The organism is Nocardia rhizosphaerihabitans (genome assembly GCF_014646295.1).
Lineage (GTDB): Bacteria > Actinomycetota > Actinomycetes > Mycobacteriales > Mycobacteriaceae > Nocardia > Nocardia rhizosphaerihabitans.
The window spans coordinates 1-25,577 of record NZ_BMNE01000005.1 but is presented as its reverse complement, the minus strand read 5'-3'; the positions used below and the strand labels follow the sequence as shown (position 1 = coordinate 25,577).

Here is a 25,577-nt window from a genome sequence, read left to right as displayed (position 1 = left end):
CTCAGTCCACCATCGACGCGGGTCGCACACTGGTGCAGGCCTGCCGGGGGCGCAGGAATTGCGGCAGCCACGGCAGCAGCGGGTCGGGTGCGCGGTCGAGGATTCCGCCCGCCGGATCGTCGACGTAGTCGCGGCGCACCAGATCGTCCTGGGGACGCAGGATCTCGTGGACGATCAGCGCGCACAGGCCGAGGACGGCGAGGTCGCGCAGCACGACGGTGCCGGTGAACCACTGCTCGGGCAGGCCCTTGGCGTCCTCGCCGAGGTAGTAGTACATGCGCGGTACCCAGACCAGCGCGTCGATCGTCATCCAGGCAAGCAGGATTCGCCGATGCGGGAGCGCGAGCACCGCCAGCGGCACCAGCCACAGCGAGTACTGCGGGCTCCACACCTTGTTCGTCAGCAGGAACGCGGCGACGACCAGGAAGCACAGCTGCGCGACCCGCGGGCGCCGTGCCGCGGTCAGCGCCAGGTAGGCGATGCCGGCGCAGGCCGTCAGGAACAGCAGCAGCGAGACGGTGTTCAGCACGGTCGGCGGCTGGCCGTGTTCGAGCGGCCCGTCGAAACCGCCCCACCCGGTGAACGAGGTGATCACGTTGTAGATCGAATCCGGGTCGGCGTGCCGGGTGGTGTTGAGCCGGAAGAACTCTCGCCAGCCATCCGGATACAGCACGGCGATCGGCAGGTTCACCGCGATCCAGGTGCCCGCCGCGGCGAACACGGCGAGGGTGGCCGCGCCGAGCGGGCGCAGCGCGAAGAATTGTGTCCTGGCTGGGGTTTCGCGCAGCCAGGTGCGGGCGGTGTCGAGGCTGTCGACGTCACGCAAACGCAGGCCCGCCCGCGCGGCGGGTAGTCGCTGCATCGGATCGGCGCGCAGGCACAGCACCAGAATCGGACCGAGCAGCAGCAGCGGATAGAGCTTGGCCGCACCGCCGAGACCGAGCAGCACACCGGCCAGCACCGGTTTGCGCCGTGCCCAGGCCAGCAGGCCGGTGGCCGCGAAAGCCGTTGCCAGCGCGTCGAAGTTGGTGAACGCGTGCACGATCACCAAGGGCGACACCGCGATCAGCGCCGCGTCCCAGACGCGCCGCCCGGCTAGTCGCGAGGACGCCCACACGGTGATCAGCCAGCCCATTGCCAGACCGAGCGCGACGACATTGAAATACACCACCACCGACAGCGCGCCCGGCAACGGCAGGTTGTCCCAGACATTGCCGATCAGCATCGCCGCGTACTGGTACAGGCCCGAAAGCACCGGATACTCCATGTATCTGGTCTCGGTGCCGCCGTCGGGGGTCGACTCGGTCCAGGACTTCTTGTACGGGAACGCGCCCTCGTTGAGCCGTTCCGCGCCGTAGAGCGGCACCGTGTCGGAGTAGCACATGGCCACGTACTGGCGGCCGTTGTTCCAGTCCAGCATGAGGCCGCCCGCGCCGTCGCCGGTCTGCTGGATGCAGCCCGCCTTCGCGAACCAGCCGAGCGCGAGGAATACCACGGTGAAGGCGAACATCACCCGCAGCGGCGTCCAGAACCGCACCCGGCCGATCAGCGCGTGCTCGCCGACCGGGCCGCCGATCACCGTCGACAGCTGCGCGGTCAGCGAATCGTTGCGGCTCGGCTTATCTCGCGCATCTATCGAGCGCAGGTCGGGGGCGAGCTGGGCGGGCGCGACGTACTGCACTCCGCGGCCAGGCCGGGTACCACTCGACGCCGGCTGGTCCGCGAGTTGCTGATCGGTCACGACATCCGAGGCTACCGGTGGCTACCGGGATCTGGTCGGCGTGGTTCCCCCGCCACTCTCGTTGTCGTTGTTCCCGCCGCCCGTACCGGGCCTCGTGCCACCGCCGGTGCCTCCGCCGGTGCCGTTGCCGTTGGTCGGCGGCGAACCGTCCGCGGGCGCGGTCGGCTGACCCGGCAGCGGGCCGGTCGTCGTCTCCGGCGTCTGCTGCGACGGTTGCTGCCCGGCGGGCTGCTGCACGCCGGGCACCGGAATCCGGATACCGGGCAGGATCTCGACCTGCGACGGCACGATCACCGGCGGCGCGAGCGTCGGCGCGGTGGTGGACGGTGGCGTGTAGGGCGCCGACCACTCCGGCACGCCGGCCTGGCCCTTGATCGGGGCCGGCTTGGGGAACGACTCGTTGGGCGTGCCGGACAGCGCGCCGTCCATCGTCGCCTTCCAGATGTCGGAGGGCAGACCGGAACCGTAGATGCTGCCGCCGCCGTAGTTGCGCAGCGGATCACCCTGCTCGGTGCCGACCCACACCGCGGTCGACAGCGACGGGGTGTAGCCGACCATCCAGGCGTCGCGGTTGTTGCCGGTGTCGCCGAGCTGGTGGGTACCGGTCTTGGCGGCCGACTCCCGGCCACCGGCCAGGTTGTGGTTGCGCGAGTACGCCGCGATCGGCTTCATCGCCGCGGTGACGTTGTCGGCCACCGCCGCGCTCACCCGCTGCTCACCGGCGGGCTCGCCGCGATCGAGCAGCACCTGACCGTCGGCGGTCACGACCCGCTGCACGAAGTGCGGTGCGTGGTACATGCCCGAAGCGGCCAGCGTGGCGTAGGCCGAGGCCATGTCCAGCGGTCGCGACTGGTACTGGCCGAGGATGATGCCGTTGTTCGGGCCTGCGCCGTTCGGCTCGGTCAGGGTGGCGCCGATGCCGGGCAGTTCCTCGGGGATGCCGAGCTTGTGGCCCATGTCGGCGACCTTCTGCGGGCCGTTCTGCATGTCGAGCTGCATGCGGTAGAAGCTGGTGTTCAGCGACCGCTTGAGCGCCTCGGCGATGGTGCACATGCCGCAGGACTCGCCCTCGACATTGCCGATCTGGATGCCGTTGACGGTGATCGGCGAGCTGTCGTAGAGCTGCGAGAGCGGAATGCCCATCTCGAGGTTCGCGGCAAGGCCGATCACCTTGAACGAGGAGCCCGTCGGCAGACCGGCGTTGGCGAAGTCGAAGCCCTGGCCGTCCTCACCGCCGTAGTAGGCGCGCACCGCGCCGGTGCGCGGGTCGATCGAGACCACCGCGGTCCGCAGGTTCTCCGGCTCGCCCTCCAGCTTGGAGCGGGCGGCCTTGACCGCGGCCTCCTGCGCCTTCGGATCGATCGTCGTGGTGATCTGCAGGCCCTCGGTGTTGAGCTGCTGTTCGCTGATGCCCGCCGAGGACAGTTCCTTGAGCACCTGGTTCTTCACCAGGCCCTCCGGGCCGGAGTCCTGGCTCTGATCGCCCAGCGACGACAGCGACACGACCTGCGGGTACTGCATCGAGGACCGCTCGGCCGTCGGCAGGTTACCGCCGGCGACCATGCCGTCGAGCACGTAGTTCCAGCGCGTCCTTGCGCCCTCGGGGTTCTTCTCCGGATCGAGCAGCGAGGGCAGCTGGATGGTCGCGGCGAGCACCGCGCCCTCGGACACGGTCAGCTCCTGCACCGGCTTACCGAAGTACGCCTTGGCCGCGGCATCGATGCCGTACGCGCCACGACCGAAGTAGATCGTGTTCAGGTACGCGGCGAGGATGTCCTCCTTGCTCCACTGGCGGGCCATCTTGGCCGAGATCACCAGCTCGTGCATCTTGCGCTGCATCGAGCGCTCGTCACCGACCAGCGCGTTCTTCACGTACTGCTGGGTGATCGTGGAGCCACCACCGGCGCTTTCCTTGCCGAGGACGTTGTCGCGGGCCGCGCGCGCGAAGCCCGACACCGAGAAGCCCGGGTTGGTGTAGAAGTCGCGGTCCTCGGCGGCGATCACGGCATTGCGCACGTGCGGCGGGATCTGATCGATCGAGACCTCGGTGCGGTTGCCCTGCGGCGGGACCACCCGGCTGATCTCGGTGGTGCCGTCGCTGGCGAAGATCGTCGCGACCTGGTTGGTCTCCAGATCACCCGGTTTCGGCACCGAGACCGCCGTGTAGGCGACGAGGAACACCGCGCTCGGCACGACGATGGCCAGCGCCATCAGCACGTACATGGTCCGGCGAATGGCCCGCCACGGCATCTTCCTCACCGAACCACCACTACCGGAGCCGTCGTCGCCGCCGCCACCGTCGCGGCGGCTACGCGGTCCGGTCGGCGGCGGAGTGCCGCCCGTGCCGGTGGCTCTGCGCTCACCGGTCGTCGGACCGCCGGGACGGCGACCGGCGCCGGGGCGCGCGGTCGCGGGCGACGGACCGGTCCTCGGTCGGTTCACATCATCGGTGCCGCGGACGGGCCTGGCCGCGTCGGGGTGAGCCGCCCGCACGGTCGACTCGTCACGCCCTGGGCGCGGAAGTTTCTGGGTGGCGCCTGCGCCGGGCGGCGGTACGGGCCGACCAGGCTGGCCCGGCCTGCCCTGCGGCGGCCTGCCCTGACCCGGCGCTCCCGGTCCACCCTGCGGACCGGCAGGTCGCTGGGGAGGCGGGCCAGGCCGGCGTGGCGGCATGCCGCCCGGCGGCGGAACCTGCCGATTCGGCGGCGGGCCGCCCTGCGGACCACGTCCACCGGGCACCGGGCCACGCCCGCCCTGCTGGCCGGGGCCTGCGGGCGGCATCGGCCGACGCGGCGGCGGGGCAGGCCGGTCACCCGGCTGCGGAGGGAGACCCGGCTGTGAACCCCGAGCCGGACGGCCGCGCTGCGGATCATCGCCGAAGGGGGAGGACTCGTAGGGCGAACTCACTGACCAGATCTCCATAACTTGTAAGGTTCAACCGGCACACGACATCCGCGCCGGACAACCGGCGCGGATACCTTGCACCCCGAACAGCGGCTCGTCATGCGGTGGCCACCATCACTCCGGCGGCTCCTTCATCCGGCCGCCCCATCACTCGGCCGCAGAGCGCCGCCCCGCTCGCGAACTCGTCCGGCGGCGGGCCGGCGCGGGGGCCGAGCCGAGCACATACGACTGCACCAGATGGTTCCAGCTGCACGAGCGGCACACCTCGACGACATGCACCGAGAATTCCTCGTTCGACTCTGCCATCCTGACCAGCTCCTCAGGTGTCCGAGCGGAACCGGCCACCTGGCCGAGCCCGTCCCCGTACACCCACGAAACCAAGGTCAGCTGCTCTTTCCGGCAGATCGGGCAGGTGACCTCGCTGCCCCGGCCATGGAACTTGGCGGCCCGGAGCAGATACGGATTCGCATCGCACACCTCGGCGACACCGACCCTGCCCGCGTAGACGTCAGCCAGCAGCGACCTGCGCCGGAGCGCATAGTCGACCACCTGCCGCTGAATTCGCACGATCACCAGAGTAGCCGGGATTGATTTGCCGTGCCGGTGGCACCGCTGCATCCGTGGTCTCGTCGTAAACTCCCGATACCGGGGTCGGCCCGGGTATTTCCGCAGGTGAGGCGAGCCAGAACGATGGCTGATTCCGGGCAGGCGCGCAGCGCCGCCGATTCCGTGACGAGGGCGCGTGATATCGATCGCGCGCAGGTGTCGACCGTGCTTGACGCGGCCTACGCCGAGGGCCAGCTGGGTGCGCAGGAGTACCACGACCGCGCGGCTCGCGCCGGTACGGCGAGGACCCTTGGCGAGCTGGAAAGGCTGACCGCAGACCTGCAGTCACCGGCTGTTTTCGGTGGTCAGGCCGCGATCGAACGGAAGCGCTTCGGCCGCAGGCACTCCGGTGAGTACCCCGCGCGGACCAGAGCCCGCGACGTCGACCGCGCCCGCACGACCGCGGCCTTGGACTCGGCTCGGGCCGATGGCCAGCTCGATGCCGACGAGCACACAGCCTTCACCGAATTGGCTTCGGAAGCACGCACTCTCGGTGATCTGTCCACCCTGGTTGCCGAATTGCAGCAGCGACCGGCGGCGCCGGTGAAGCCGAAGGCGCGCAACACCTTCCGGATCGCCACCATCGCGGCGGCAGTGCTGGTCGGTATCGGCTGCTTCGGGTGGACGGTTCGCGAGGACCAGCCGGCGCCCGCCGTGGCCGCGGCGGACGCGATCAACTACAACGCGGCGCCACCCCTGGTGATCCCCACGCCGACGCTGACCACCCTCGTCGGTTTCGTCCAGTTCCGCGACGACTACCGGGTCAAGTTCGGCGACACCCTCGTCGACGAGGCCGTCCTGCACGACGAGCACGCCTCGGCCGTCCGGCGCGCCCCAGGCAATCCCAACTGGACCGCCGACTACGGCTACCGCGGTGGCTTCGCCCGATCCAGCTCGCAGATCACCACCCGCAAACGCGACGCGATCGATATCGATCTGGCGCAGGTGAACGCGGAGGCCCTCGGAGCAGCGCTGACGAACGCAGCCGCCACCGTCCGGGTGCCCAACGGTGCGGTCACCCACTTCCGGATCGCGAACGACAGCTGGTCGGGGCGGCCGGGGATCACGATCTTCGTGCGCAACGAGGTCGCCCAGTCGGGGCATTTCGTCCTCGCGCTGTCGGGCGAAGTGCTGAAGACCTACCCGTACGAAGGATGACCGAGCGATGAAGACCCCGTCCCCGGCGAAGAACCTGCGTGCCCGCGACGCCGACCGCGCCGACGTGTGCGCCCTGCTCGACGCCGCCCTGGCCGACGGCCAGCTGACCGCCACCGAACACGACAAGCGCACCGCGACCGCGATGCGGGCCGAGACCTTCGGTGCCCTCGACCGCCTCGTCGACGATCTGCAGGTACCGGGCGACCTGGCGGCGGCCCCGGTCGCCAGGGGCGTGCCGCGCGCACCCCGGCGCTGGTGGATCCCGGTCGGCGCGGTGGTGCTGGCCGCGCTGCTCGGCGCGGGCGCGGGCCTGATCGGCCGCGCGGCGGGCGAGGCCGTCTTCGGCGACCCGCTGCCCGACCTCACCACCGGCAACGGCTTCGCGCACTTCGTCGCCGCCTACCGCACCGAATACGGCAGCACCATCGCCGACGAGCTGACGCTGTACCCGGAGTACGCCATCGTCGAACGGGATTCCGGGCGGCCGGGCAAGCAGGACGAGCTGCAGTATCGCGGTGACTTCAAGGCGTGGGGTTCGCAGGGCAGCCGGCCGCCCGACACCAAGTCGTTCGACCTGGCCGGCGTCGACATCACCCGCTACGCCCGGCTGATGTCCGGCGCCTCCCAGACCACCCGGGTCCCCAACGGCTGGGTCTCGCATGTGCTGGTCAGGTACCCGCCCGGCGGCGGCAAGGACGCCGAGCCGGAGATCAGCATCTACGTCAAGAACGAGGCCGAACAGAGCGGCTATCTGAAGATCCGGCTCAACGGCGAACCCATCGCGGTGTATCCCGCCTAGCCCTGAACAGGCCATCTCACCAGCCATGACCCAGTGATGTGCGTCATTCGGCTAGGCCTTGTTATATCGCTCCGATATAGTTGGAAGTCGCATCCATCGGTTAGGTCCGTTCGGCCTGTCAGGCCGACATAGTCAGGGAGTGAGGTCGGCAAGTGCTCGAATTGGCGATTCTCGGCCTGCTCCTCGACGCGCCCATGCACGGTTACGAGCTGCGCAAGCGGCTGACGGGCCTGCTCGGAGCGTTCCGGGCCTTCTCCTACGGTTCGCTCTACCCGACGCTGCGCAGGATGCAGACCGACGGGCTGATCGCGGAGGAGCTTCCGGAGGGCGCGATCGCGCGCCGTGCGCGCCGCGTCTACCGGCTCACGCCGGTCGGGCGGGAACGGTTCAACGAACTCCTCGCCGACACCGGTCCGCAGAACTACACCGATGACGGCTTCGGCGTTCACCTGGCCTTCTTCAGCCGCACCCCCGCCGAGGCGAGGATGCGGATCCTGGAGGGCCGGCGGCGTCAGGTCGAGGAGCGCCGAGAGGGACTGCGGGAAGCGATCAAGAAGGCCAGCGGCTCGCTGGATCGCTACACCCGTCAGCTCCACCAGCTCGGATTGGAATCAAGCGAGCGCGAAGTGCGCTGGCTCAACGAGTTGATTGCGGCGGAGCAATCGACGAAGGCGGCACCACAGAAAGAGGGAAAGAGCGGCCATGAGTGATGTCAACAAGGTTGGGTCCGGCGAGGTTCGCGTCGCGATCGTCGGTGTGGGCAACTGCGCATCGTCGCTGGTGCAGGGCGTGCAGTACTACAAGGATGCCGATGAGAACGCCACCGTTCCCGGCCTCATGCACGTCAAGTTCGGTCCCTATCACGTCAAGGACGTGAAGTTCGTTGCCGCGTTCGACGTCGACGCCAAGAAGGTCGGCTTCGACCTGGCCGAGGCGATCTTCGCCAGCGAGAACAACACGATCAAGATCTCCGATGTGCCGCCCACCGACGTGACGGTTCTGCGTGGCCCCACCCTCGACGGCATCGGCAAGTACTACGCGCAGACCATCGAGCAGTCCGAGGCGCCCGCGGTAGACGTGGTCAAGGCGCTCAAGGACGCCAAGGTCGACGTCATGGTCTCCTACCTGCCCGTCGGCTCGGAAGAGGCCGACAAGTTCTACGCCCAGTGCGCCATCGACGCGGGCGTCGCCTTCGTCAACGCGCTGCCGGTGTTCATCGCCTCCGACCCGGTCTGGGCGCAGAAGTTCGTCGACGCCGGCGTGCCGATCGTCGGTGACGACATCAAGTCCCAGGTCGGCGCGACCATCACCCACCGTGTGATGGCCAAGCTGTTCGAGGACCGCGGCGTGGTGCTCGACCGCACCTACCAGCTCAACGTCGGCGGCAACATGGACTTCAAGAACATGCTCGAGCGTGATCGGTTGGAGTCGAAGAAGGTCTCCAAGACCCAGGCCGTGACGTCGAACCTCACCGGTTCGCTCGCGGGCAAGGTCCACGACCGCAACGTCCACATCGGTCCCTCGGACTACGTGGAGTGGCTCGACGACCGCAAGTGGGCCTACGTCCGTCTCGAGGGCCGCGCCTTCGGTGACGCCCCGCTGAACCTGGAGTACAAGCTCGAGGTGTGGGACTCGCCCAACTCGGCGGGCATCATCATCGACGCCGTCCGCGCGGCCAAGATCGCCAAGGACCGCGGCATCGGCGGACCCGTCATCCCGGCCTCGGCCTACCTGATGAAGTCCCCGCCGGAGCAGATCGCCGACGACGTCGCGCGTACTCAGCTGGAAGCGTTCATCATCGGCGCCGAGTAAGCACAGACGAAAAGAGCCGGTGGGCGCGAACTTTCGCGCCCACCGGCTCTTTTGTCGTCAGTCCAGCGAGACGTACACCTCGACACTCGTCGGGCCGGTGTAGCGCTCGAGCTCGGCCGTGTGCGAGCGGGTGATGGTGCCCGCGTTCTCGGCCTTGATGACCTGGGCCCACGCGGTGCGCAACAGGTCGTACGGCTTGTCGGAGACGACGAACTTGGCATAGCGACCCGCGGGGATGCGCGTCAGCACGTCGCCCTCGTCGATGTCGTCGAGCCCGCCGACCTCATAGCCGAGAACCGCGACCGCGTGGTCGTTCTGGCCGATGTAGGCGGCGGCGCGAGGAACCGCCTTCTCCCTGGATAGGTATCGATCCCAGGTGAAGTTCACCAGGTCGAGGTCGCGGGCGGTCACCTCGCGACCGGCCAGCGGCACGGTGAGTCCCGCGATCAGACCGTCGGAGAGGGTGACGATCTCGAAGTCGACAGTCATGGCTATTCGCCGCCCTTCTCGTCGATCAGCGAAACGAAGATCTCGACCGTGCGCTCGTCCGGATACTGCTCGTAGTCGCCGGAGTACGCGCGCTCGAACTCACCGGCGGCCTCGGCGTCCCAGATCTGGCGCCACAGCGCGACGATCGTGTCGCCGCGGTGCTCGCCGCTGGCGACGAAGCGGGCGTAGCGGCCCGCCGGGATGCGCGCGAGCACGTCACCGACCTGGAGATCGGCGAGGGTCTTGCACTCGTAGCCGACGATGTGGGTCAGGTAGGAGTTGATTTCCGTCGCGAAATCGACGTACCCCGTCGCGATCGGTCCCGGTAACTGAGGTCTCGCCATCAGGTGCTGCCACGCCTCCACCACCTTGGCGCGGCGCGGCCCCTCCACGGCGAGCGCCGGACTGCGGAGCACAGTGCCCGCGATCAGCATCTCGGGACGGTCAACGACATTGAAATCCACCTGCGTAGCCCCTATGTCTAGTCTCGTCGTCGCTCGAGCGCATATCTTCCCGCATCGATATGACAGGTTTCGCGCCGGGATCGTTCGACGCGTCGTCGCGTCGCGGCAAACCGGCGATGCCGACTGGTCGGGCTGGTTCGCGCTCTGGCCAACGATGTTGCCATGTCCGCGGGGGTGTGGGGTCCGGGTGGCCAATCCGTGATCTATCCACCGCCGTCGCCGCCGAGTCCGGGGAACAATTCGCCGGGCGCGGAGGAGGGGCGCGGCGCCGGCGGGATGATGATCAGCGGCGCCGGATTGCGTGACGGGGTGGTGGTCGGCGGGGTGATGAGCTCCGGCACCGGGTTGCGCGGCGCGTTCGTCGGCGGGTTGAGGATGTCGTAGGGACTGCCGCCACCCGGCGCGGCGGGGGCGGGGGCAGGCACCAGCGAACCGCCGCGGCCGGGCAGTGCGGGCGTGGGGAACTGCTCGACCGGCGTACCCGCCAGCGCGGTGTCCATCACCTGCTTCCAGATGTCGGAGGGCAGACCGGATCCCCAGATCGCGCCGCCGCGCCCGCTGCGCAACGGCTGGGGGTGCTCGGTGCCGACCCACACCGCTGTCGACAGCGACGGCGTGTAGCCGATCATCCAGGCGTCCTTGTTGTCCTTGGTTTCGCCGAGCTGGGTGGTGCCGGTCTTGGCCGCCGACGGCCTGCCCTCGGCCAGCCCGTGCCCGTTGGAGTAGTTGGCGATCGGCAGCATCGCCTGGGTGGTCGCGTCGGCGATGCTCGCGATGATCCGCTGCTCCGGCTCCGGAAGCTGAACGCCCACAAGGTTATCCGGTGCGCCGCGGTCGAGCAGCACCCGCCCGTCGCCGGTGCTCACCCGCTGCACGAAGTACGGCTGGTGGTAGACGCCGGACGCGGCCAGGGTCGCGTACGCCGAGGCCATGTCGAGCGGGCGCACCAGGTACTGCCCGAGCACGATCCCGTTGAGCGGGGGATCGCCTGCTTCGGTGAGGGTTCGGTCTTCCAGACCGGGGATGTACTCGGGGATGCCTGCCAGGTGCGCGGCCTCGGCGACCGAGCGCGGGCCGTCGGCCATCGTCATGGTGAGGCGGTAGAAGCTGGTGTTCAGTGAGCGTTTGAGCGCCTCGGTGAGCGCGCAGCGCCCGCAGGAATCGCCCTCGACATTGGTGATCGTGGTGCCTCGGTCGACCACCGGCGAACTGTCGATCGCCCTGGTCGTCGGGATGCCCTGCCGCTGGGCCGCGACGAGCGCGAAAACCTTGAACGACGAACCGGTTTGCAGCGGGGCCTGCGCGAAATCGAAACCGGTGCCGTCCTCGCCGCCGTAGTAGGCGCGCACCGCACCGCTGCGCGGATCGATCGAGACCACCGCGGCGCGCAGTTCCGGCGGCTGCCACTCCAGCCGCTGACGCACCGTGTCGACAGCGCCCGCCTGCGCTACGGGATCGATGGTCGTGGTGATCTGCAGTGCGCCCGTGTTGATCTCGGCGTCGCTGAGGCCTGCGGCGCGCAGCTCGCGCAACACCTGGGTGCGAATGTGGCCTTCGGGCCCGAGCGCCACCGGTTCGGCCGGGATGTCGGCGAGCGGGATGATCGGCGGGAACACCGTCGCGTCACGGTCGCCGGGGGCGAGCACCTTCATCTCGACCATGCCGTCGAGCACGTACTGCCAGCGCGCTTTCAGCTGGTCGAGGTGGTTTTCCGGATCGAGCACCGAAGGCGAGCGGATCACCGCGGCGAGCACGGCCCCTTCGGCCAGGGTCAGCTCCGGCACCGGCTTGTCGAAATACGCCTTGGCCGCGGCGGCCATGCCGTATGCCCCGCGCCCGTAGTAGATCGTGTTGAGGTAGGCGGCCAGAATCTCGTCCTTGCTCCACTGCCGCGCCATCTTCGCCGCGATGATCAGCTCGCGCATCTTGCGGGTGACGGTGCGCTCGGAGCTGAGGAAGGCGTTCTTCACGTACTGCTGGGTGATCGTCGAACCGCCGCCGGCATTGTCGTTGCCGAGCAGATTGTCGCGGGCGGCCCGCAGGAACCCGCTCGTCGAATAGCCGGGGTTGGTGTAGAAATTGCGGTCCTCGGCGGCCAGCACGGCATCGCGCACCGGCATCGGCACGTCGGTCAGCGGGATCGGGATCCGATTGCCTCGCGGCGGAATGAATTTCGTCAGCACCGTGGTGCCGTCGGAGGCCAGCACGGTGGCGGGCTGTTCGACGGCGACCTCGGCGGGCTCGGGGATCTCCGAACTCCAGTAGATCGCGACGAACAGCAGCGTCGGCAGGCAGACGAAGATCACGAACAGCGCCGTGATCAGCCGCCGGATCTTCTGGCCCCTGGTGCGTGGGGTACGGGTTTCGTCGTCGGCCAGGCGTGCGGCCTGTGCGCGCCGCGCGGCGCCTTTGCGTGGCTGCTCACGGGCCAGCGGGTCCTTGAATCCGGCGATCGAGGTGTACGGCGCATCCGCATCGGAACGCCGGCGCCCACCCTCGGAGGCCACGACCATCTCCTTCCGGAGCGACGGAAGAACTCACCTGCACCCACGTGCACATCGACAGGTGACTCTACCCGCCGGGGACCGCGGAACCCGGGAGGAGCGCGTGGGGGCGGCGAACGCGCCGCCCCGCACCGATCAGCTCTTCACACCACCGGCGGTCAGACCGGAGATGATGCGGCGCTGGAACACCAGCACCATGATCACCAGCGGCACCGTGACGATCACGCCCGCCGCCATGATCGCCGCGTACGGCTGCACCAGCGGATCGTTGCCGGAGAACTGGGCGATCGCGACCGTGACCGGCCTGGTCGTCTCCCCCGACAGCAGCCGGGCGAGCAGGTACTCGTTGATCGAGGCGATGAACGCCAGGATCGCGGTGGTGAACACCGCGGGCGCCGCCAGCGGCAGCATGATCAGCCGGAACGCCTGCGCCTTGGTCGCGCCGTCGATGCGCGCGGCCTCTTCCAGCTCCCAGGGCAGTTCGGCGAAGAACGACGCCAGGATGTAGACCGTCATCGGCAGCACGAAGGAGATGTTCGGGATGATCATCGCCTGGTACTCGCCGATCCAGCCCAGATCGGTGAACAGCTGGAACAGCGGCGTCACCAGCACGACCGCGGGGAACATCGAGGCCGACAGGATCAGCCCCGAGATCAGGTACTTGCCCGCGAACGCCATCCGGGCCAGCGCGTACGCGGCGAGCACGCCGAGCGTCAGCGCGACCGCGGTGGTCACCGAACCGATGATCACGCTGTTGAGCAGCGCCTGGCCGAAGTTGTTGCCGCGACTGGTGTCGAAGGCGTTGCGGAAGTTGTCCAGCGTCACGTGGGTGGGCCACGGCGTGCTGTCGAAGGTGTAGGCCTGATCGCGGAACGCGACGACCGTCATCCAGTAGAACGGGCCGAGACCCCACACCAGCACGATCAGCACACCGAGGTACATCCGCACGGTGCCGATCCGCTTGCGCCACGACACCGGCTGCACCGGCGCCTCTTCGCGCTCGACGGGCGCCTCTTTCGTCATCGAGATGCTCATCAGTTCGCCTTCCGCTGTTCTTCCTGCGTGCGAACGGCGTTGGCGCCCAGCACCTTCACCAGCACGAACGCGATCGCGAAGACGAGCAGGAAGGTGATCGTCGAGAGCGCTGCGGCGCTGTTGGGGCCCTGGCGCACCTGCTCGACCACCAGGATCGACAGGGTGTTCGTCGAGGGGTTGCCCAGCGTCATGATCGCGGGCAGGTCGTAGATGCGCAGCGTATCCATGGTGCGGAACAGGACTGCTACCAGCAGAGCGGGCTTGAGCAGCGGCAACGTGATGTGCACGAACCGCTGCCACGCCGACGCTCCGTCGACCTTGGCAGCCTCGTACACATCGGCCGGAATCACTTGCAGCCCAGCCAGAATCAGCAGTGCCATGAACGGGGTCGTCTTCCACACGTCGGCCACGATCACCGCGAACCGCGACGCCCACATATCCGAGGTCCACAGGATGTGCGTGCCGAGCACCCGGTTCACGACACCGTCGTACTGGAACATGAACTCCCACAACCGCGCGGTGACGGCGGTAGGAATCGCCCACGGGATCAGCACGGCGGCGCGCAACAGCGCACGGCCGCGGAAGGTCTTGCCCATCACGATCGCCATGCCGAGCCCGAGCAGGGCCTCGAGCGACACCATCACCACCGTGAAGAACAGGGTGACCCCGACCGCTGACCAGAACTGGGAGCCGAGCGTGCCGGTGGGGCACGCGACGACGCCGCCGATCGAGTTGCACTGCTGCAGCAGCCAGTGCGTGTAGTTGCTCAGCCCGGCGCTGCCGCCCTCGACGAACATGCCGGTGGCCGGGTCGATCCCCGAGTCCTTCTGGAAGGACATGATGATCGCCTGGACCACCGGATATCCGATGACCACGGCCAGCGCGACGAGCACCGGTGTGACGAAGAGCCACGCCTTGCCGGATCGTCGCAGTTCCAGCGCTAGCCCGCGCTGCTTGGCTCCCGAAGGATCCGACACCGTTACTACTCTCCTACGGTCTGGTCGGGTCCGCTGCGCGCTCCGCTACGAACCGGCGGTCTCGATGCCCTTTTGCATGCCGGCGACGGCGTCGTCGACGGACTTCGTGCCGTTCAGAGCAGCATAGGCGTTGTCCTGGATGGCCTTCGACACCGCGGGATAGAACGGGGTGACCGGACGCGGCACGGCGCTGGCGATGGATTCCTTCAGCGCGGGCAGGTACGGCATCTTCGCGATCAGGGCAGGGTCGTCGTAGAGCGAGGCGCGCACCGAGGGCAGCGCGCCCGAGGCGATGATCTGCTGGGCCTCTTCGCTGATCAGGTAGCGCACGAAATCGGCCGCGGTGGCCTTGTTCTTGGAGAACGCGCTGATCGCGGCGTTGTAGCCACCCAGGGTCGAAGCGCCGATGCCGGTGTTGCCCGGCAGCGGGGCGACGCCGAACTTGTCCTTCACCGAGGAGGTGTCGGCGTTGGCCTGGGCGTACAGGTACGGCCAGTTGCGCAGGAACAGCAGCTTGCCGGACTCGAACGCGCTGGCGCTCTCGCCTTCCTTGAAGGTGATCGCTTCCTTGGGGATGTCACCGTTCTTGTAGGCGTCGACGAGGACCTTCAGGCCCGCCTTCGACTCCGGGCTGTTCACGGTCGGGGTCTTGCCGTCGGCGCCGACGAAGCTGCCGCCGAAGGCGTTGATGACCTCGGAGGTGTTCACGGTCAGGCCCTCGTAGGGGGCGAGCTGACCGGCGTAGCAGCCGATGTTGTTGTCGCGCGCGATCTGGCACTGACCGAGCATCTCGGTCCAGGTCCGCGGCGGGTTGGGGACCAGGTCCTTGCGGTAGTACAGCAGGCCGCCGTTGGTGTTGCGCGGGGCCGCGTACAGGGTGCCGTTGTAGGTGGCGCTGGCGACGGTCGGCGCGAGCAGCGGCGCGGTGTCGATGGCGAAGGTGTCCTTGAGCGGCTGGATCCAGCCCTTCGCGGCGAATTCCGCGGTCCACGGCACATCGAGGGCGACGACGTCGTAGCCGTCCTGCTTGGCGCGGAAGTGCTCGGCGAGGTCGTCGTGCTGCTGGTTGGCGTCGGCCGACTGCTCCTTGAACGTCACCTGCTCGTTCGGGTGCGCGGCGTTCCACCGGTCGATGAGCTGCTTGACCACCCCGGTCTCGGTGGTGTCCTTACCTTCGACGTAGGTGATCGGGCCGCGGCCCGTCAGGTTCTGGTCGAGCGCGTTGCCTCCGTTGTCACTGGAGCAGGCACTGGCGAACGATGCGGTAAGCAACGCAATCGAGGCAGCAGCCATCGTCGCTCTCGGGACAAACTTCAAGGCCATCGCAGACACTCCAGGGTCGAGACGTGAGCAGCAGCACACCCGTGCGGTGCACAAGGCAACATACATGGTGGCGGGTCCTCGCGTCAGTTCGCTGTCGGCGGGGTGCCCTACCCTCGACGGGGTGACCAGTCCATCGCCGTCGACGCCCGACCGGATGCTCACCCGGATCGGCGGTTTGCTGCGCAAGGCCGAGGCCACCGACAACGAGCACGAGGCAGAGGCTTTTCTCGCCGCGGCCCAGCGGCTGGCGACGAAATCCTCGATCGACCTCGCGGTCGCCCGCTCCCACGTCGCCGACCGTGAGCGCAGGTCCGCACCGGTGCAGCGGATCATCCCGATCGGCGAACCCGGTCGAAAAGGACTGCGCACCTACGTCCAGCTGTTCGTCGCGATCGCCACGGCCAACGATGTGCGCTGCGATGTCGCCCGTAGTTCCGCCCAGGTGTACGCCTACGGTTTCGCCGCCGACATCGACGCCTGCGAGGCCCTGTACGCGAGCCTGCTGATCCAGATGGTTCGTGCCTCGGATCACTACATCAAGTCCGGCGCGTATCGGGAGGCGACGGTCGTCAAGATCGTCGCGGAGAAGCGCTTCGGGCGCACTGTGCGCCGCAAGGTCGAAGCGCCGGTGGCCGGGGTGACCGCGCGGCTGAACTTCCAGATGGCCTTCGCCGCCCGGGTCGGCGCGCGCTTGGCGGAGGTGAAGGCCGAGGTCGTGGCTGAGGAGACGCCTGCCGAGTCGACCGGCACCGCACTGGCACTGCGCGACAAAGAAGTGGCGCTCACCGACTTCTACACCGCCACCTCGGAGGCTCGCGGGACCTGGCGCGGACCTCAAACGTCCACCGGCCACTCGGCTGCCGCCCGTCGCGCGGGTGATCGGGCCGGGCGCACGGCCAGGCTCGGCACGTCGCCGGAGTTACCCGCCGCGCGGGCAAAGCTCACGCGCCGATGATTCCATCGGGTGATGCGCGGAGACATCGAGATACCCAGCGGGCCAAGGTCTATGACGCCGAGCAGCTGGTCCGCGGCGTCTTCGACCGGGCGCAGGAGTTCGGGCACCGCACCGTCGAGGTCTACGGTTCGCAGCTCACGCTGCCCGTCGAGCGCCGCTTCGCCTCCGTCGAATCGGTGCAGTCCTACGTCGACAAGGTCCTGGCGCTGAATTGGGTACGCGCGCAGTGGGACAGGGCCGCAGCGCCGGTCCGGGTGCGCGCGCGAGCTGGGGCATCGGCCGCCCACTACGAACCGGTCGACGCGGTGCTGGCCGTCCCGTTGCACACCGGGGCGACCGCATGGGCGCTGCGCGAGCTGGTGGTGTTGCACGAACTCGCCCACCACCTCGCACTCGCCGACGAAGTGGCGCACGGCCCCGAATTCTGTACTCGCTATGTCGAAGTGGTCGACGGCGTGATCGGCCCCGAAGCCGCCCTGCTGGTCCGGGCGACGTTCGCCGGCTGCGGAGTCCGTTTCGGTTGAGGCGTGTTCCCCGGACGCGGCGAATCCCGCCGATGCGTGACCGGCGGGATTCACTGGACGAGAGTCAGTCCTCGGCGACCTGCACGTCGACCGCGATATTGCCGCGGGTGGCGTTGGAATACGGGCACACCTGGTGCGCCTGCTCGGCCAGCGCCTGCGCGTCCTCGCGCGACAGGTGCGGCAGCGAGACCTCGAGGGCGACGGCCAGCTCGAACCCGCCGTTGCCGTTCGGGCCGATCGAAACCTGCGCGCCGACAGCGGAATCCGCGATGTTCGCGCCCGCCTTCTTGCCGACCAGGCGCAGTGCCGAGTGGAAGCAGGCGGCGTAACCGGCCGCGAACAGCTGCTCGGGGTTGGTGCCCGCGCCGTCGCCGCCCATCTCCTTCGGCGGGGCGAGCACGACGTCGAGCTTGCCGTCGGTGGTGCGCGCGGTGCCGGTGCGGCCTTCGCCGCTGGCCAGGGCTTCGGCGGTGTAGAGGACCTGCATGGGAGCTCTCATTTCTCTGTGAGGGAATCGGTGAGTTTGCGCAGTAGTCCGCGCAGTGCGGTGATCTCGTCGACGGACAGTCCCGCGATCTCGGCCATCTCGGCCGGAATCCGGCACGCCTCGGCGCGCAGCGACCGTCCGTGTTCGGTGAGCACGATGTCGACCCGGCGTTCGTCCTCGGCCGCCCGCCTGCGCTCGACGAACCCGGTCGCCTCCAGCCGCTTGAGCAGCGGAGACAACGTTCCCGAGTCCAATTCGAGCGCCCTGCCGAGCTCGCCGACGCTACGCACGTCGTGTTCCCACAACGCGAGCATCACCAGGTACTGCGGATATGTGAGCCCGAGCTGTTCCAGCTTCGGGCGATAGACCGCCGTCATCGCCCGCGAAGCCGCGTACAGCGGGAAACACAGCTGCTCGTCGAGGGTGAGTCCGTCGCTCATGAGAATAATGTAGCCCACAATTAAGTTGTGCACAACCAATCAATGGAACGCGATGGCGAGGAACCCCGAGACGTAGGCGAGCGCGAAGAGCACGGGCACCCACTGCTCGATGTGGGACAGCGGCCAATACAATGCCCGATTCCGGCCTTCACCGAGGGCCCACCACTCGGCCTTCCAGAAGGGCGAGGCGGGAAGCCGCTCCTCGAGTGCGCCGATCACCTGGAACTTGGCGCTGTTCAGCAGCCGGTAGCTGCGCACCAGATAGAACCACGCGAAGCACTGGCCGAGGATGGCGATCAGCGGGATCACCAGCCACTTCGCCGTATCGGGCGGTGGTGACTTCCCGAAGAGGGAGGCGAGGGTGAAGATGCCGGTGTTGAGGGACAGGAAGAAGGAATTCGCCAGCCCGCGCCGGGCGCTCACGCGGTCGGTCATCTCGACGTAGAGGCGGTACTGCTCGAGCACCGCATTGTCATAAGCGGCGGTATGGCCTTCTGGGACTCCACTTTCCGGCGACTGATTCCACAGCCGGTTACTGAGCTCGGATCGTTGATCGTTATGGGTCATCGTCCACCTCCGGGGGCGTGGTGCGGACGATCGGGCGTTCGGTCGCTGCTGGCGCGCGGCTGTGGTGTCTGTTCTTGTCGGCGGTGAAAAGGCTGGGCCGCAAGGGTTGCGGATCTACTTCGCGTATCGGCATGTCGTATCCCAGTCGGAGGGTAGGTAGGACTGCACCTCGGCAAGGGCGACGTAGGGAATGGCGAGCTCACACGCCTTGTCCGCGTCCCATAGTCGGTCCCACAGTCGGATGGTCCGGTCGTCGCTCGCGGTGGCCAGCTGAGAACCGTCCGGACTGAAGGCCACCGAGAACACAAGACCGGTGTGACCGGTGAGCGGCGCACCGATCGGGCGACCCGTGGCCAGGTCCCATAGCCGAACAGTCTGATCGCTGCCGGCCGAAGCCAGCAGATTTCCGTCTGGCCGGAACGCGACCGTATGCACGCCATCGGTGTGGCCGGTGAGTGGAGGTCGGGTGGGTTGTCTTGTGCGCGGGTCCCACAGCTGCACGGTGCGTTGGGCGCCTGCGGTCGCCAGTTGAGTGCCGTCCGGGCTGAAGGCGACCGCCGCGAACACATCTGTGCGCTCGGTGACCGGTTCGCCGACCGGCCGGTCGGCGGTGATATCCCACAGTCGCATGGGCTGCGGAGACTTGCTGGTGGAAGCCAGCCGGGTGCCGTCCGGGCTGAACGCCACCGAGTACACCGGGCCAATGTGGCCTACAAGTGGTTTGCCGATCGGCTGACCGGTGCTGACGTCCCACAGGCGCACCGTCTTGTCATCGCCCGCGGTGGCCAACCGGGTGCCGTCCGGATTGAACGCGACGTCGAACACTGCGGCGGTGTGACCGACAAGCGGCGGGCCGGTGGATTGCCTGGTGGTGGGATTCCACAGGCGCACGGTGTGATCCGCGCCTGTGGTGGCCAACAGGGTGCCGTCCGGGCTGAAGGCCAGCGCACTCACTGCGCCGGTGTGGCCGGTGAACGGTTCGCCGACCGGGCCGCCGGTGTGCGGGTTCCACGTCCACACAGTGCCGTCTGTACTGCTGGAGGCCAACAGGGTGCCGTTCGGGCTGAACGCCACATCTGTCACCAGGCCGGTGTGGCCGGTGAGCGGTTTGCTGACCGACCCATCGGACGTGAGGTTCCACAGCCGCATGGTTGCGTCATCGCTGGTGGAGGCTAGCCGGGTGCCATCCGGGCTGAACGCCACCGTCTTCACCTCGCCTGTGTGGCCTGTCAGCGGTTCGCCGACCTGTTCGCCGGTGGCCGGGTCCCACAACCGCACGGTCGTGTCGATGCCCCCGGTGGCGAGCCGGGTGCCGTCGGGACTGAATGCCACGGAAAACACCGTGTCGGTGTGGCCGGTGAGAGGTTCGCCGATGGGCAGGCCGGTGGTGGGATCCCATAGTCGCACCGTCTCGTCCGCGCCGGTGGTGGCCATCCGGGTGCCGTCCGGGCTGAAGGTCACGTCGGCCACCCAACCCGTATGGCCGGCTAGGTCGGGACCGACCTGCGCGCCGGTCACCGGATTCCACAGCCGCACTGTTCGATCGGCATCGGCGGTGGCCAGCAGGGTGCCGTCCGGGCTGAATGCCACGGCGCACACGACATCGGGGTCGGCGGTGATCGGTTCGCCGATCTGCGCGCCGGTCGCGGGATCCCACAGCCGCACGGTGCCATCCTTGCTGGTGGAGGCCAGCAGGGTGCCGTTCGGGCTGAACGTCACGTCGTTCACCAGGTCGGTATGGCCGGTGAGAGGTCCGCCGATCTGCTGACCGGTCGCCGCGTCCCACAGCCGCACGGCCCGATCCTCCCCGCCGCTGGCGAGCCGGGCGCCGTCGGGACTGAAAGCCACCGCGAACACCTCGTCGGCATCGGCGACGATCGGTTCGCCGATCTGTCTGCCGGTTGCCGGGTCCCACAACCGCACCGTCGCATCACTACTCCCGGTGGCGATCCGACTGCCGTCCGGGCTGAACGCCACGTCGTATACCCAGTCGACGTGGCCGGTGACCGGGGGGAGTGCGAGCTGTCCCGGGCTTCGGCCGAAGGCGATGCGGGCGTTGACCATAGCGCTGGTGGACTGCCACAAGGGCGCCGATGTCGCCCGGCTGCTCTCCGCGGCGAGCGCGAGCGCGAGCGCGGCATTGCCGGTGGCGGCATCGCGCGACGCAGCGGCCAGCGCGAGGGCGACGGCCTCGTTGCGTTGGCGTATCGCCTCTCGCTGTTTGACGACCGCGATCGTGGCCGCCACGACCGCGAGCACGGTCAGCACGACCAGCCCGATGACAGCGGCCCGCCGCAACCGCCGGAAGCGCCGCTGCTCGCGTAGATCCTCACCGGCCAGCTCCGACTTCGGCTTGCCGTGGATCGGCGCAGCGAGGTCGGTGACCTTCTCCCGGAACATCGGCGCCCGCGGATCCCACGGTGCGTCCGCGCTGACGTCGACGTAGAACGGTTCGGTGGGCAGCACCCCTGGCTGGGTGAGCACCGGCACGGCGACGTCGGATCGATCCGGATCGAACCGTCCGGTGGCTTCGTCCCAGGTCAGGTGCCCGCCGGCCACCACGAACAGCAGTTGATCCGAACCCCGGTGCCGTAGCCAGTGGGCAACTTCCTTGTCGACCCACTTCGAGGCGGCTGACCGAGGGGAGAGGACCACGATCAGATACCGGGCACGATCCATCGCGTCGGTGACCTTGCCCCACAGATCGGGGCTTGCGGTCAGATCGGTGGCATCCCGGAACACCCGCAGCGCGCGCAGCTGACCCACACGCCTGCCGATGCGATGCAGACCGGACTGGATTCCGGCCGCGACCGGGCGATCGTGATGGGTATAGGAAATGAAGGCGTCGTAAGCGAACGCCTCCCCCTGCGCGTGCGTCGGCCGCCCCGGGGCGGCATCGGCCTGCACGGACATGGGCTCATCTCCACAAAAGGCTCATGAACTGGACTTTCTGAGCCTCTCGCTTCCGCACGCGGATATCGCGGGTAGTCCACTACTCGGCTTCGCGAGCGCAGGTCAGCCCACGGTTCCCAGCGACCCCGATCCGGCAGGCAGCCACCGAGCGCCGGGTCCCTCGGCGGGATCACTCCGTGTCGAGCAGCGCGCTGACCCGCTCGTACCGCCGCAACCACCACTCGGTCCGCTCCGGATCGGGGTGCCGGTACTTGTCGAGCAACGCGGGGTCCGGTTCCGGCGCGATTGTCGGAACCGTGAGCCACCCGTTCACCGGCAACAGCGATTCGGCAACAAGATCACCTTCGAACAACGCGAGAGTTCCCAGCCCACAGGCGAACTCGAGCTGCGGCAAGGCGCCGGCCAACGCGATCTGGGCAGCCAGCCCGACACTCGTCTCCAACGCCGACGACACCACAGTCGGCAGCCCCGCGGCCTCGGCAACGGCCAACGCCCGCCGAACCCCGCCCAGCGGAGTGCATTTCAGCACCGCCACATCAGCGGCCCCCGCCACCGCAACCCGCAACGGATCCTCCGCGCGCCGAATCGATTCATCCGCCGCGATCGGCACCGAAACCCGCCGCCGCACCTCGGCCAATTCCTCGACCGTCCGACACGGCTGCTCGACATACTCCAATCCACCAGCAGCCCGGTCGATCTCGCCGATACACCGAACCGCGGTCGCCACATCCCACACCCCATTGGCGTCCACCCGAACCGCCCCATCGGCCCCGATCGCCTCCCGCACCGCCGCCACCCGAGCCAGATCCTCACTCAACGACCCAGGATGATCAGCCACCTTCACTTTGGCTGTCACACAACCGGACTCACGCACAATTCGCCCAGCCCGCTCGGCATCGACAGCGGGCACGGTGCAATTCACCGGCACCCGATCCCGCACCGGCGCGGGCCACCCCACCGTCGCCTGCTCGACCGCGGTAGCCAACCACCCCGCCGCCTCCCGATCGTCATACTCGGGAAACGCACAGAACTCCCCCCACCCCAACGGCCCCCGAATCAACATCCCCTCACGCACAGTGATCCCCCGAAACCGCGTACGCAGCGGAATCGCATAAACGAACGTATCGGCGCCCACCGCCCGATCGTAGAGGTCGCCTACGTCGGGCCGGATCAGTCGATGCCTTCGTCGAGCTGTTCCCAGGTCAGCAGCACCGGGAACGGCGTCAGCGTATCGGTGGCCGCCGCGTAGTCATCGGTGCGGTTCCGGAAACCGTTGGAGACGTAGCGTCCTTCGGAATTGAGGGTCAGCATCTCGATGGACACGGCGGGTCCGTCGTCATTGGCCATCCGGACTATCCAGTAATGCTGGATTCCGTACCGTGCGTATTCGGAGCGTTTGTCGATCGTGTCGGCGGTAACCGTTGTCGGTGACACGACTTCCACGACAAGAATTGTGTCGGCGACGGTCGGTTTGGTCTTCCATCGATTCCGTGGCGTTTCGATGCACCGGTAGACGATGGTGTCCGGCCGTTTGTAGTGGAACGGGACTTCCGACACCAGCATGCGTCGCGGCGGTGCCGAAGCGCCCGCGGCGGCGCTACATGAGCGCCGCCGTCGGGGGCAATTTCACAGTCGTTCGATGATGGTGGCGTTGGCGAGGCCGCCTGCTTCGCACATGGTTTGCAGGCCGTAGCGGGCGCCGTGGTGGTGCAGGGCGTGGACGAGGGTGGTGGTGAGGCGGGCGCCGGAGGCTCCGAGGGGGTGGCCGAGGGCGATGGCGCCGCCGTTGACGTTGACCTTGCTCAGGTCGGCGCCGGTTTCCTGGGCCCAGGCCAGGACGACGGGGGAGAAGGCCTCGTTGATCTCGATCAGGTCGATGTCGTCGAGAGTCAGGCCTGCCCGGCGCAGTACCTTCTCGGTCGCGGGGATGACCGCGGTGAGCATGAGCAGCGGGTCGTCGCCCGCCACGGCGAAGCTGTGCAGCCGGGCGAGTGGGCGCAGGCCCAGTTCGGCGGCGCGTTCGCCGGACATGATGAGTACCGCGGCGCTCCCGTCGCTGACCTGGCTGGCCGAGGCCGCCGTGATCTCCCAGCCGATCTGTGGGAAGCGGGCCGCCATGGCCGGGTCGTAGTAGGCGGGCTTCAGCTTGCCCAGCGTCTCCAGGGTGGAACCGACCCGGATGCCCTCGTCGGTGCTCAGGCCGTTCAGCGGCGCGAGCTCGGCCGAGAAGAGACCGTCTTTGGTTGCGCGGGCCGCCTTTTCGTGGCTGACGAGCGCGAATTCGTCCAGCTGAGTGCGGGTCAGCCCCCACTTGGCGGCGATGAGTTCGGCGCTGATGCCTTGGGGCACAAGTTCATCCGGGTAGCGCTCGGCGAAGGCGACGCCGGACAGATCGGTGGCCCCGATCAGGTTGGCCCCCATGGGAACCCGGCCCATCGACTCCACGCCGGCCGCAACGACGATGTCGTACGCGCCCGCGATCACGCCCTGCGCGGCGAAGTGGATGGCCTGCTGGCTGCTGCCGCACTGCCGGTCGACAGTGGTGGCCGGCACCGATTCGGGATACCCGGCGGCCAGCGCGGCCCGCCGGGTCATGTTCGAACCCTGCTCGCCGACCTGGGTGACGATGCCGCCGATCACGTCGTCGACCAGGGCCGGGTCGATGCCGCTGCGCTCGATCACCGCGCGCAGGCTGTGCGCGAGCAGGTCGACGGGGTGGACGTCGTGGAGTGCGCCGTTCGGCTTGCCCCGGCCGATGGGGGTGCGTACCGCTTCGACGATGACCGCGTCTCGCATGGGAGTCCTCTTTCGACGGTGAGCCGACTCTGGCTCTATCCAACAATAGTCAGATTAAGCGCTAACTATCATCTACTCAAGTCAGAGATGGGTATGATGTCGGTCATGGCAGCCGTGATGGAAGGACCCCTGGCCGATCTGAGCAGGTGGGACACCGCGGGCTGTTCCATCGCCAGGGCCATGGATCTGATCGGCACCCGCTCGGCGATGCTCATCCTGCGCGAGGCCTACTACGGCACCACCCGTTTCGACGGCTTCGCCCGCCGCGTCGGCATCACCGACGCCGCCGCGGCCGGACAGCTCCGCAAGCTCACCGCCGCGGGCCTCCTGGAAAAGCGCCCCTACCAGGAAGAAGGCAAGCGCACCCGCGACGAATACATCCTCACCCAGATGGGCCGCGACCTGCTCCCCGCGGTGGTCGCGCTCTGGCAGTGGGGCGACGCCTACCTGCAACCGGGCCCGCCGCCGCTGCTGCGCGTCGACGCCGAGACGCGCGAACCGGTCCTGGCCGAGTTGCGCAGCGCCGACGGGACGAAGGTCGAACTCGAGCGGCTGGCGGTCCGGGTCAACCCGGACTATCTGCGCGCCCGTAAGAACGCCGACCGCGAGAAGTAGCGAACTACGTCGACTTGGCGCGTAGCCGATCGCGTTCCGCCCGCAGGCGGGCCACGGTGTCCTCGAGCTCGAGGATGCGGGCCACCGCGGTGAGGTTGACTCCCTCGCCGGTGAGTGTGGTGATGCGGTGCAGGCGCGTGAGGTCATCGCCGCTGTAGCGACGAGTGCCGCCTGCGCTGCGGGCGGGTGTGACCAGGCCGTGCTGCTCGTAGAGGCGCAGGGTCTGGACCCCGATGCCGGCCAGCTCGGCGGCCACGGAGATCGCATACACCGCGTGCGTGGGCGACGGCATGCTTTCGTGCGGGGTGGCCATCTGCGTCCTCACCTCGATTCCTTCGATCCCTGTCAGATTACCTGGTTCCGGTACTTGCACTCACCTGGGGAGAGTGCTAAATAATATCTATGTCGGATGACATAGGTTATCTGATCAAAATACTACCGCGAATGGAGTGAGTTGGAGGTGGCGAC

The 25,577-nt window shown here is 68.2% G+C and carries 25 protein-coding genes; 7 read left to right on the top strand and 18 right to left on the bottom strand.

Translation table 11 applies throughout. The annotated features are described in order from the left end of the window. Position 1: 1 nt before the first annotated feature. The 4 genes from IEY60_RS21855 to IEY60_RS21840 form a co-directional block, all read right to left on the bottom strand. Positions 2 to 1,681: a glycosyltransferase family 87 protein gene (locus IEY60_RS21855; RefSeq protein ID WP_189032461.1), complete on the bottom strand. Its 1,680-nt coding sequence runs from the start codon at positions 1,679 to 1,681 to the stop codon at positions 2 to 4. An 81-nt stretch (positions 1,682 to 1,762) separates the two neighbouring features. Continuing rightward, positions 1,763 to 3,991: a transglycosylase domain-containing protein gene (locus tag IEY60_RS21850; protein ID WP_189032458.1), complete on the bottom strand. Its 2,229-nt coding sequence runs from the start codon at positions 3,989 to 3,991 to the stop codon at positions 1,763 to 1,765. 188 nt (positions 3,992 to 4,179) lie between these two features. Continuing rightward, positions 4,180 to 4,614 (bottom strand): hypothetical protein, encoded by a 435-nt coding sequence (locus IEY60_RS21845; protein ID WP_189031477.1) that lies wholly within the window; start codon positions 4,612 to 4,614, stop codon positions 4,180 to 4,182. Between the two features lie 178 nt (positions 4,615 to 4,792). After that, complete coding sequence (locus IEY60_RS21840; protein ID WP_189031475.1) at positions 4,793 to 5,212, bottom strand: DUF5318 domain-containing protein; 420 nt, start codon at positions 5,210 to 5,212, stop codon at positions 4,793 to 4,795. A 123-nt stretch (positions 5,213 to 5,335) separates the two neighbouring features. On the opposite strand from IEY60_RS21840, the gene IEY60_RS21835 reads away from it, so the two are divergent. From IEY60_RS21835 to IEY60_RS21820, 4 genes are all read left to right on the top strand, one after another. Further along, complete coding sequence (locus IEY60_RS21835; RefSeq protein ID WP_189031473.1) at positions 5,336 to 6,409, top strand: DUF1707 SHOCT-like domain-containing protein; 1,074 nt, start codon at positions 5,336 to 5,338, stop codon at positions 6,407 to 6,409. 7 nt (positions 6,410 to 6,416) lie between these two features. Then, on the top strand, positions 6,417 to 7,208 hold the full coding sequence (locus IEY60_RS21830) for a DUF1707 SHOCT-like domain-containing protein (RefSeq protein WP_189031471.1): 792 nt from the start codon (positions 6,417 to 6,419) through the stop codon (positions 7,206 to 7,208). Positions 7,209 to 7,360: 152 nt separating this feature from the next. After that, on the top strand, positions 7,361 to 7,918 hold the full coding sequence (locus IEY60_RS21825; RefSeq protein WP_189031469.1) for a PadR family transcriptional regulator: 558 nt from the start codon (positions 7,361 to 7,363) through the stop codon (positions 7,916 to 7,918). Beyond that, positions 7,911 to 9,020: an inositol-3-phosphate synthase gene (locus IEY60_RS21820; protein ID WP_189031466.1), complete on the top strand. Its 1,110-nt coding sequence runs from the start codon at positions 7,911 to 7,913 to the stop codon at positions 9,018 to 9,020. Before IEY60_RS21825 ends, IEY60_RS21820 begins: the two co-directional genes overlap by 8 nt. A gap of 57 nt (positions 9,021 to 9,077) precedes the next feature. On the opposite strand, the gene IEY60_RS21815 is transcribed toward IEY60_RS21820, so the two are convergent. From IEY60_RS21815 to IEY60_RS21790, 6 genes are all read right to left on the bottom strand, one after another. After that, positions 9,078 to 9,509, bottom strand: coding sequence for a GyrI-like domain-containing protein (locus tag IEY60_RS21815; protein ID WP_189031456.1), 432 nt, complete (start codon positions 9,507 to 9,509; stop codon positions 9,078 to 9,080). Positions 9,510 to 9,511: 2 nt separating this feature from the next. Then, on the bottom strand, positions 9,512 to 9,973 hold the full coding sequence (locus tag IEY60_RS21810) for a GyrI-like domain-containing protein (RefSeq protein WP_189031454.1): 462 nt from the start codon (positions 9,971 to 9,973) through the stop codon (positions 9,512 to 9,514). A 203-nt stretch (positions 9,974 to 10,176) separates the two neighbouring features. Continuing rightward, complete coding sequence (locus tag IEY60_RS21805) at positions 10,177 to 12,486, bottom strand: transglycosylase domain-containing protein (protein ID WP_189031443.1); 2,310 nt, start codon at positions 12,484 to 12,486, stop codon at positions 10,177 to 10,179. 126 nt (positions 12,487 to 12,612) lie between these two features. Then, a complete protein-coding gene (locus IEY60_RS21800; RefSeq protein ID WP_373291756.1) occupies positions 12,613 to 13,500 on the bottom strand; it encodes a carbohydrate ABC transporter permease in 888 nt (295 codons plus the stop codon). A gap of 11 nt (positions 13,501 to 13,511) precedes the next feature. Further along, entirely contained in the window at positions 13,512 to 14,489 is a 978-nt protein-coding gene (locus IEY60_RS21795) for a carbohydrate ABC transporter permease (protein ID WP_189031439.1), read from the bottom strand. Between the two features lie 45 nt (positions 14,490 to 14,534). Further along, positions 14,535 to 15,812: an ABC transporter substrate-binding protein gene (locus IEY60_RS21790; protein WP_189031437.1), complete on the bottom strand. Its 1,278-nt coding sequence runs from the start codon at positions 15,810 to 15,812 to the stop codon at positions 14,535 to 14,537. Positions 15,813 to 15,966: 154 nt separating this feature from the next. On the opposite strand from IEY60_RS21790, the gene IEY60_RS21785 reads away from it, so the two are divergent. Together IEY60_RS21785 and IEY60_RS21780 are read left to right on the top strand one after the other, a co-directional pair. Then, complete coding sequence (locus IEY60_RS21785) at positions 15,967 to 16,767, top strand: DUF2786 domain-containing protein (RefSeq protein ID WP_189032456.1); 801 nt, start codon at positions 15,967 to 15,969, stop codon at positions 16,765 to 16,767. Next, complete coding sequence (locus IEY60_RS21780) at positions 16,764 to 17,291, top strand: TIGR04338 family metallohydrolase (protein ID WP_189031435.1); 528 nt, start codon at positions 16,764 to 16,766, stop codon at positions 17,289 to 17,291. The genes IEY60_RS21785 and IEY60_RS21780 overlap by 4 nt, the downstream gene beginning before the upstream one ends. A 64-nt stretch (positions 17,292 to 17,355) precedes the next feature. Here the strand turns inward: IEY60_RS21780 and IEY60_RS21775 are convergent, their stop codons facing one another. From IEY60_RS21775 to IEY60_RS21745, 7 genes are all read right to left on the bottom strand, one after another. After that, the gene (locus tag IEY60_RS21775; protein ID WP_189031433.1) at positions 17,356 to 17,778 is read right to left on the bottom strand and encodes an organic hydroperoxide resistance protein; all 423 of its coding nucleotides are present in this window, start codon (positions 17,776 to 17,778) and stop codon (positions 17,356 to 17,358) included. 8 nt (positions 17,779 to 17,786) lie between these two features. After that, on the bottom strand, positions 17,787 to 18,218 hold the full coding sequence (locus IEY60_RS21770; RefSeq protein ID WP_189031431.1) for a MarR family winged helix-turn-helix transcriptional regulator: 432 nt from the start codon (positions 18,216 to 18,218) through the stop codon (positions 17,787 to 17,789). A 39-nt stretch (positions 18,219 to 18,257) separates the two neighbouring features. Further along, positions 18,258 to 18,785, bottom strand: a complete 528-nt coding sequence (locus IEY60_RS21765) for a RipA family octameric membrane protein (RefSeq protein WP_189031422.1) — start codon at positions 18,783 to 18,785, stop codon at positions 18,258 to 18,260. Between the two features lie 114 nt (positions 18,786 to 18,899). After that, positions 18,900 to 21,698 (bottom strand): TIR domain-containing protein, encoded by a 2,799-nt coding sequence (locus IEY60_RS21760; protein ID WP_189031420.1) that lies wholly within the window; start codon positions 21,696 to 21,698, stop codon positions 18,900 to 18,902. A 169-nt stretch (positions 21,699 to 21,867) separates the two neighbouring features. Beyond that, positions 21,868 to 22,833: an o-succinylbenzoate synthase gene (locus IEY60_RS21755; RefSeq protein WP_189031418.1), complete on the bottom strand. Its 966-nt coding sequence runs from the start codon at positions 22,831 to 22,833 to the stop codon at positions 21,868 to 21,870. 35 nt (positions 22,834 to 22,868) lie between these two features. Then, positions 22,869 to 23,261, bottom strand: a complete 393-nt coding sequence (locus IEY60_RS21750) for a Uma2 family endonuclease (RefSeq protein WP_189031416.1) — start codon at positions 23,259 to 23,261, stop codon at positions 22,869 to 22,871. A gap of 63 nt (positions 23,262 to 23,324) precedes the next feature. Next, positions 23,325 to 24,494 carry a thiolase family protein gene (locus tag IEY60_RS21745; protein WP_189031414.1) on the bottom strand — a complete coding sequence of 390 codons (1,170 nt, stop codon included), beginning with the start codon at positions 24,492 to 24,494 and terminating at the stop codon, positions 23,325 to 23,327. A gap of 105 nt (positions 24,495 to 24,599) precedes the next feature. On the opposite strand from IEY60_RS21745, the gene IEY60_RS21740 reads away from it, so the two are divergent. Next, the gene (locus IEY60_RS21740; RefSeq protein WP_373291746.1) at positions 24,600 to 25,109 is read left to right on the top strand and encodes a winged helix-turn-helix transcriptional regulator; all 510 of its coding nucleotides are present in this window, start codon (positions 24,600 to 24,602) and stop codon (positions 25,107 to 25,109) included. 4 nt (positions 25,110 to 25,113) lie between these two features. Here IEY60_RS21740 and IEY60_RS21735 read toward each other — a convergent pair whose 3' ends face one another. Beyond that, positions 25,114 to 25,422, bottom strand: coding sequence for a MerR family transcriptional regulator (locus tag IEY60_RS21735; RefSeq protein WP_189032452.1), 309 nt, complete (start codon positions 25,420 to 25,422; stop codon positions 25,114 to 25,116). Positions 25,423 to 25,577 lie beyond the last annotated feature (155 nt).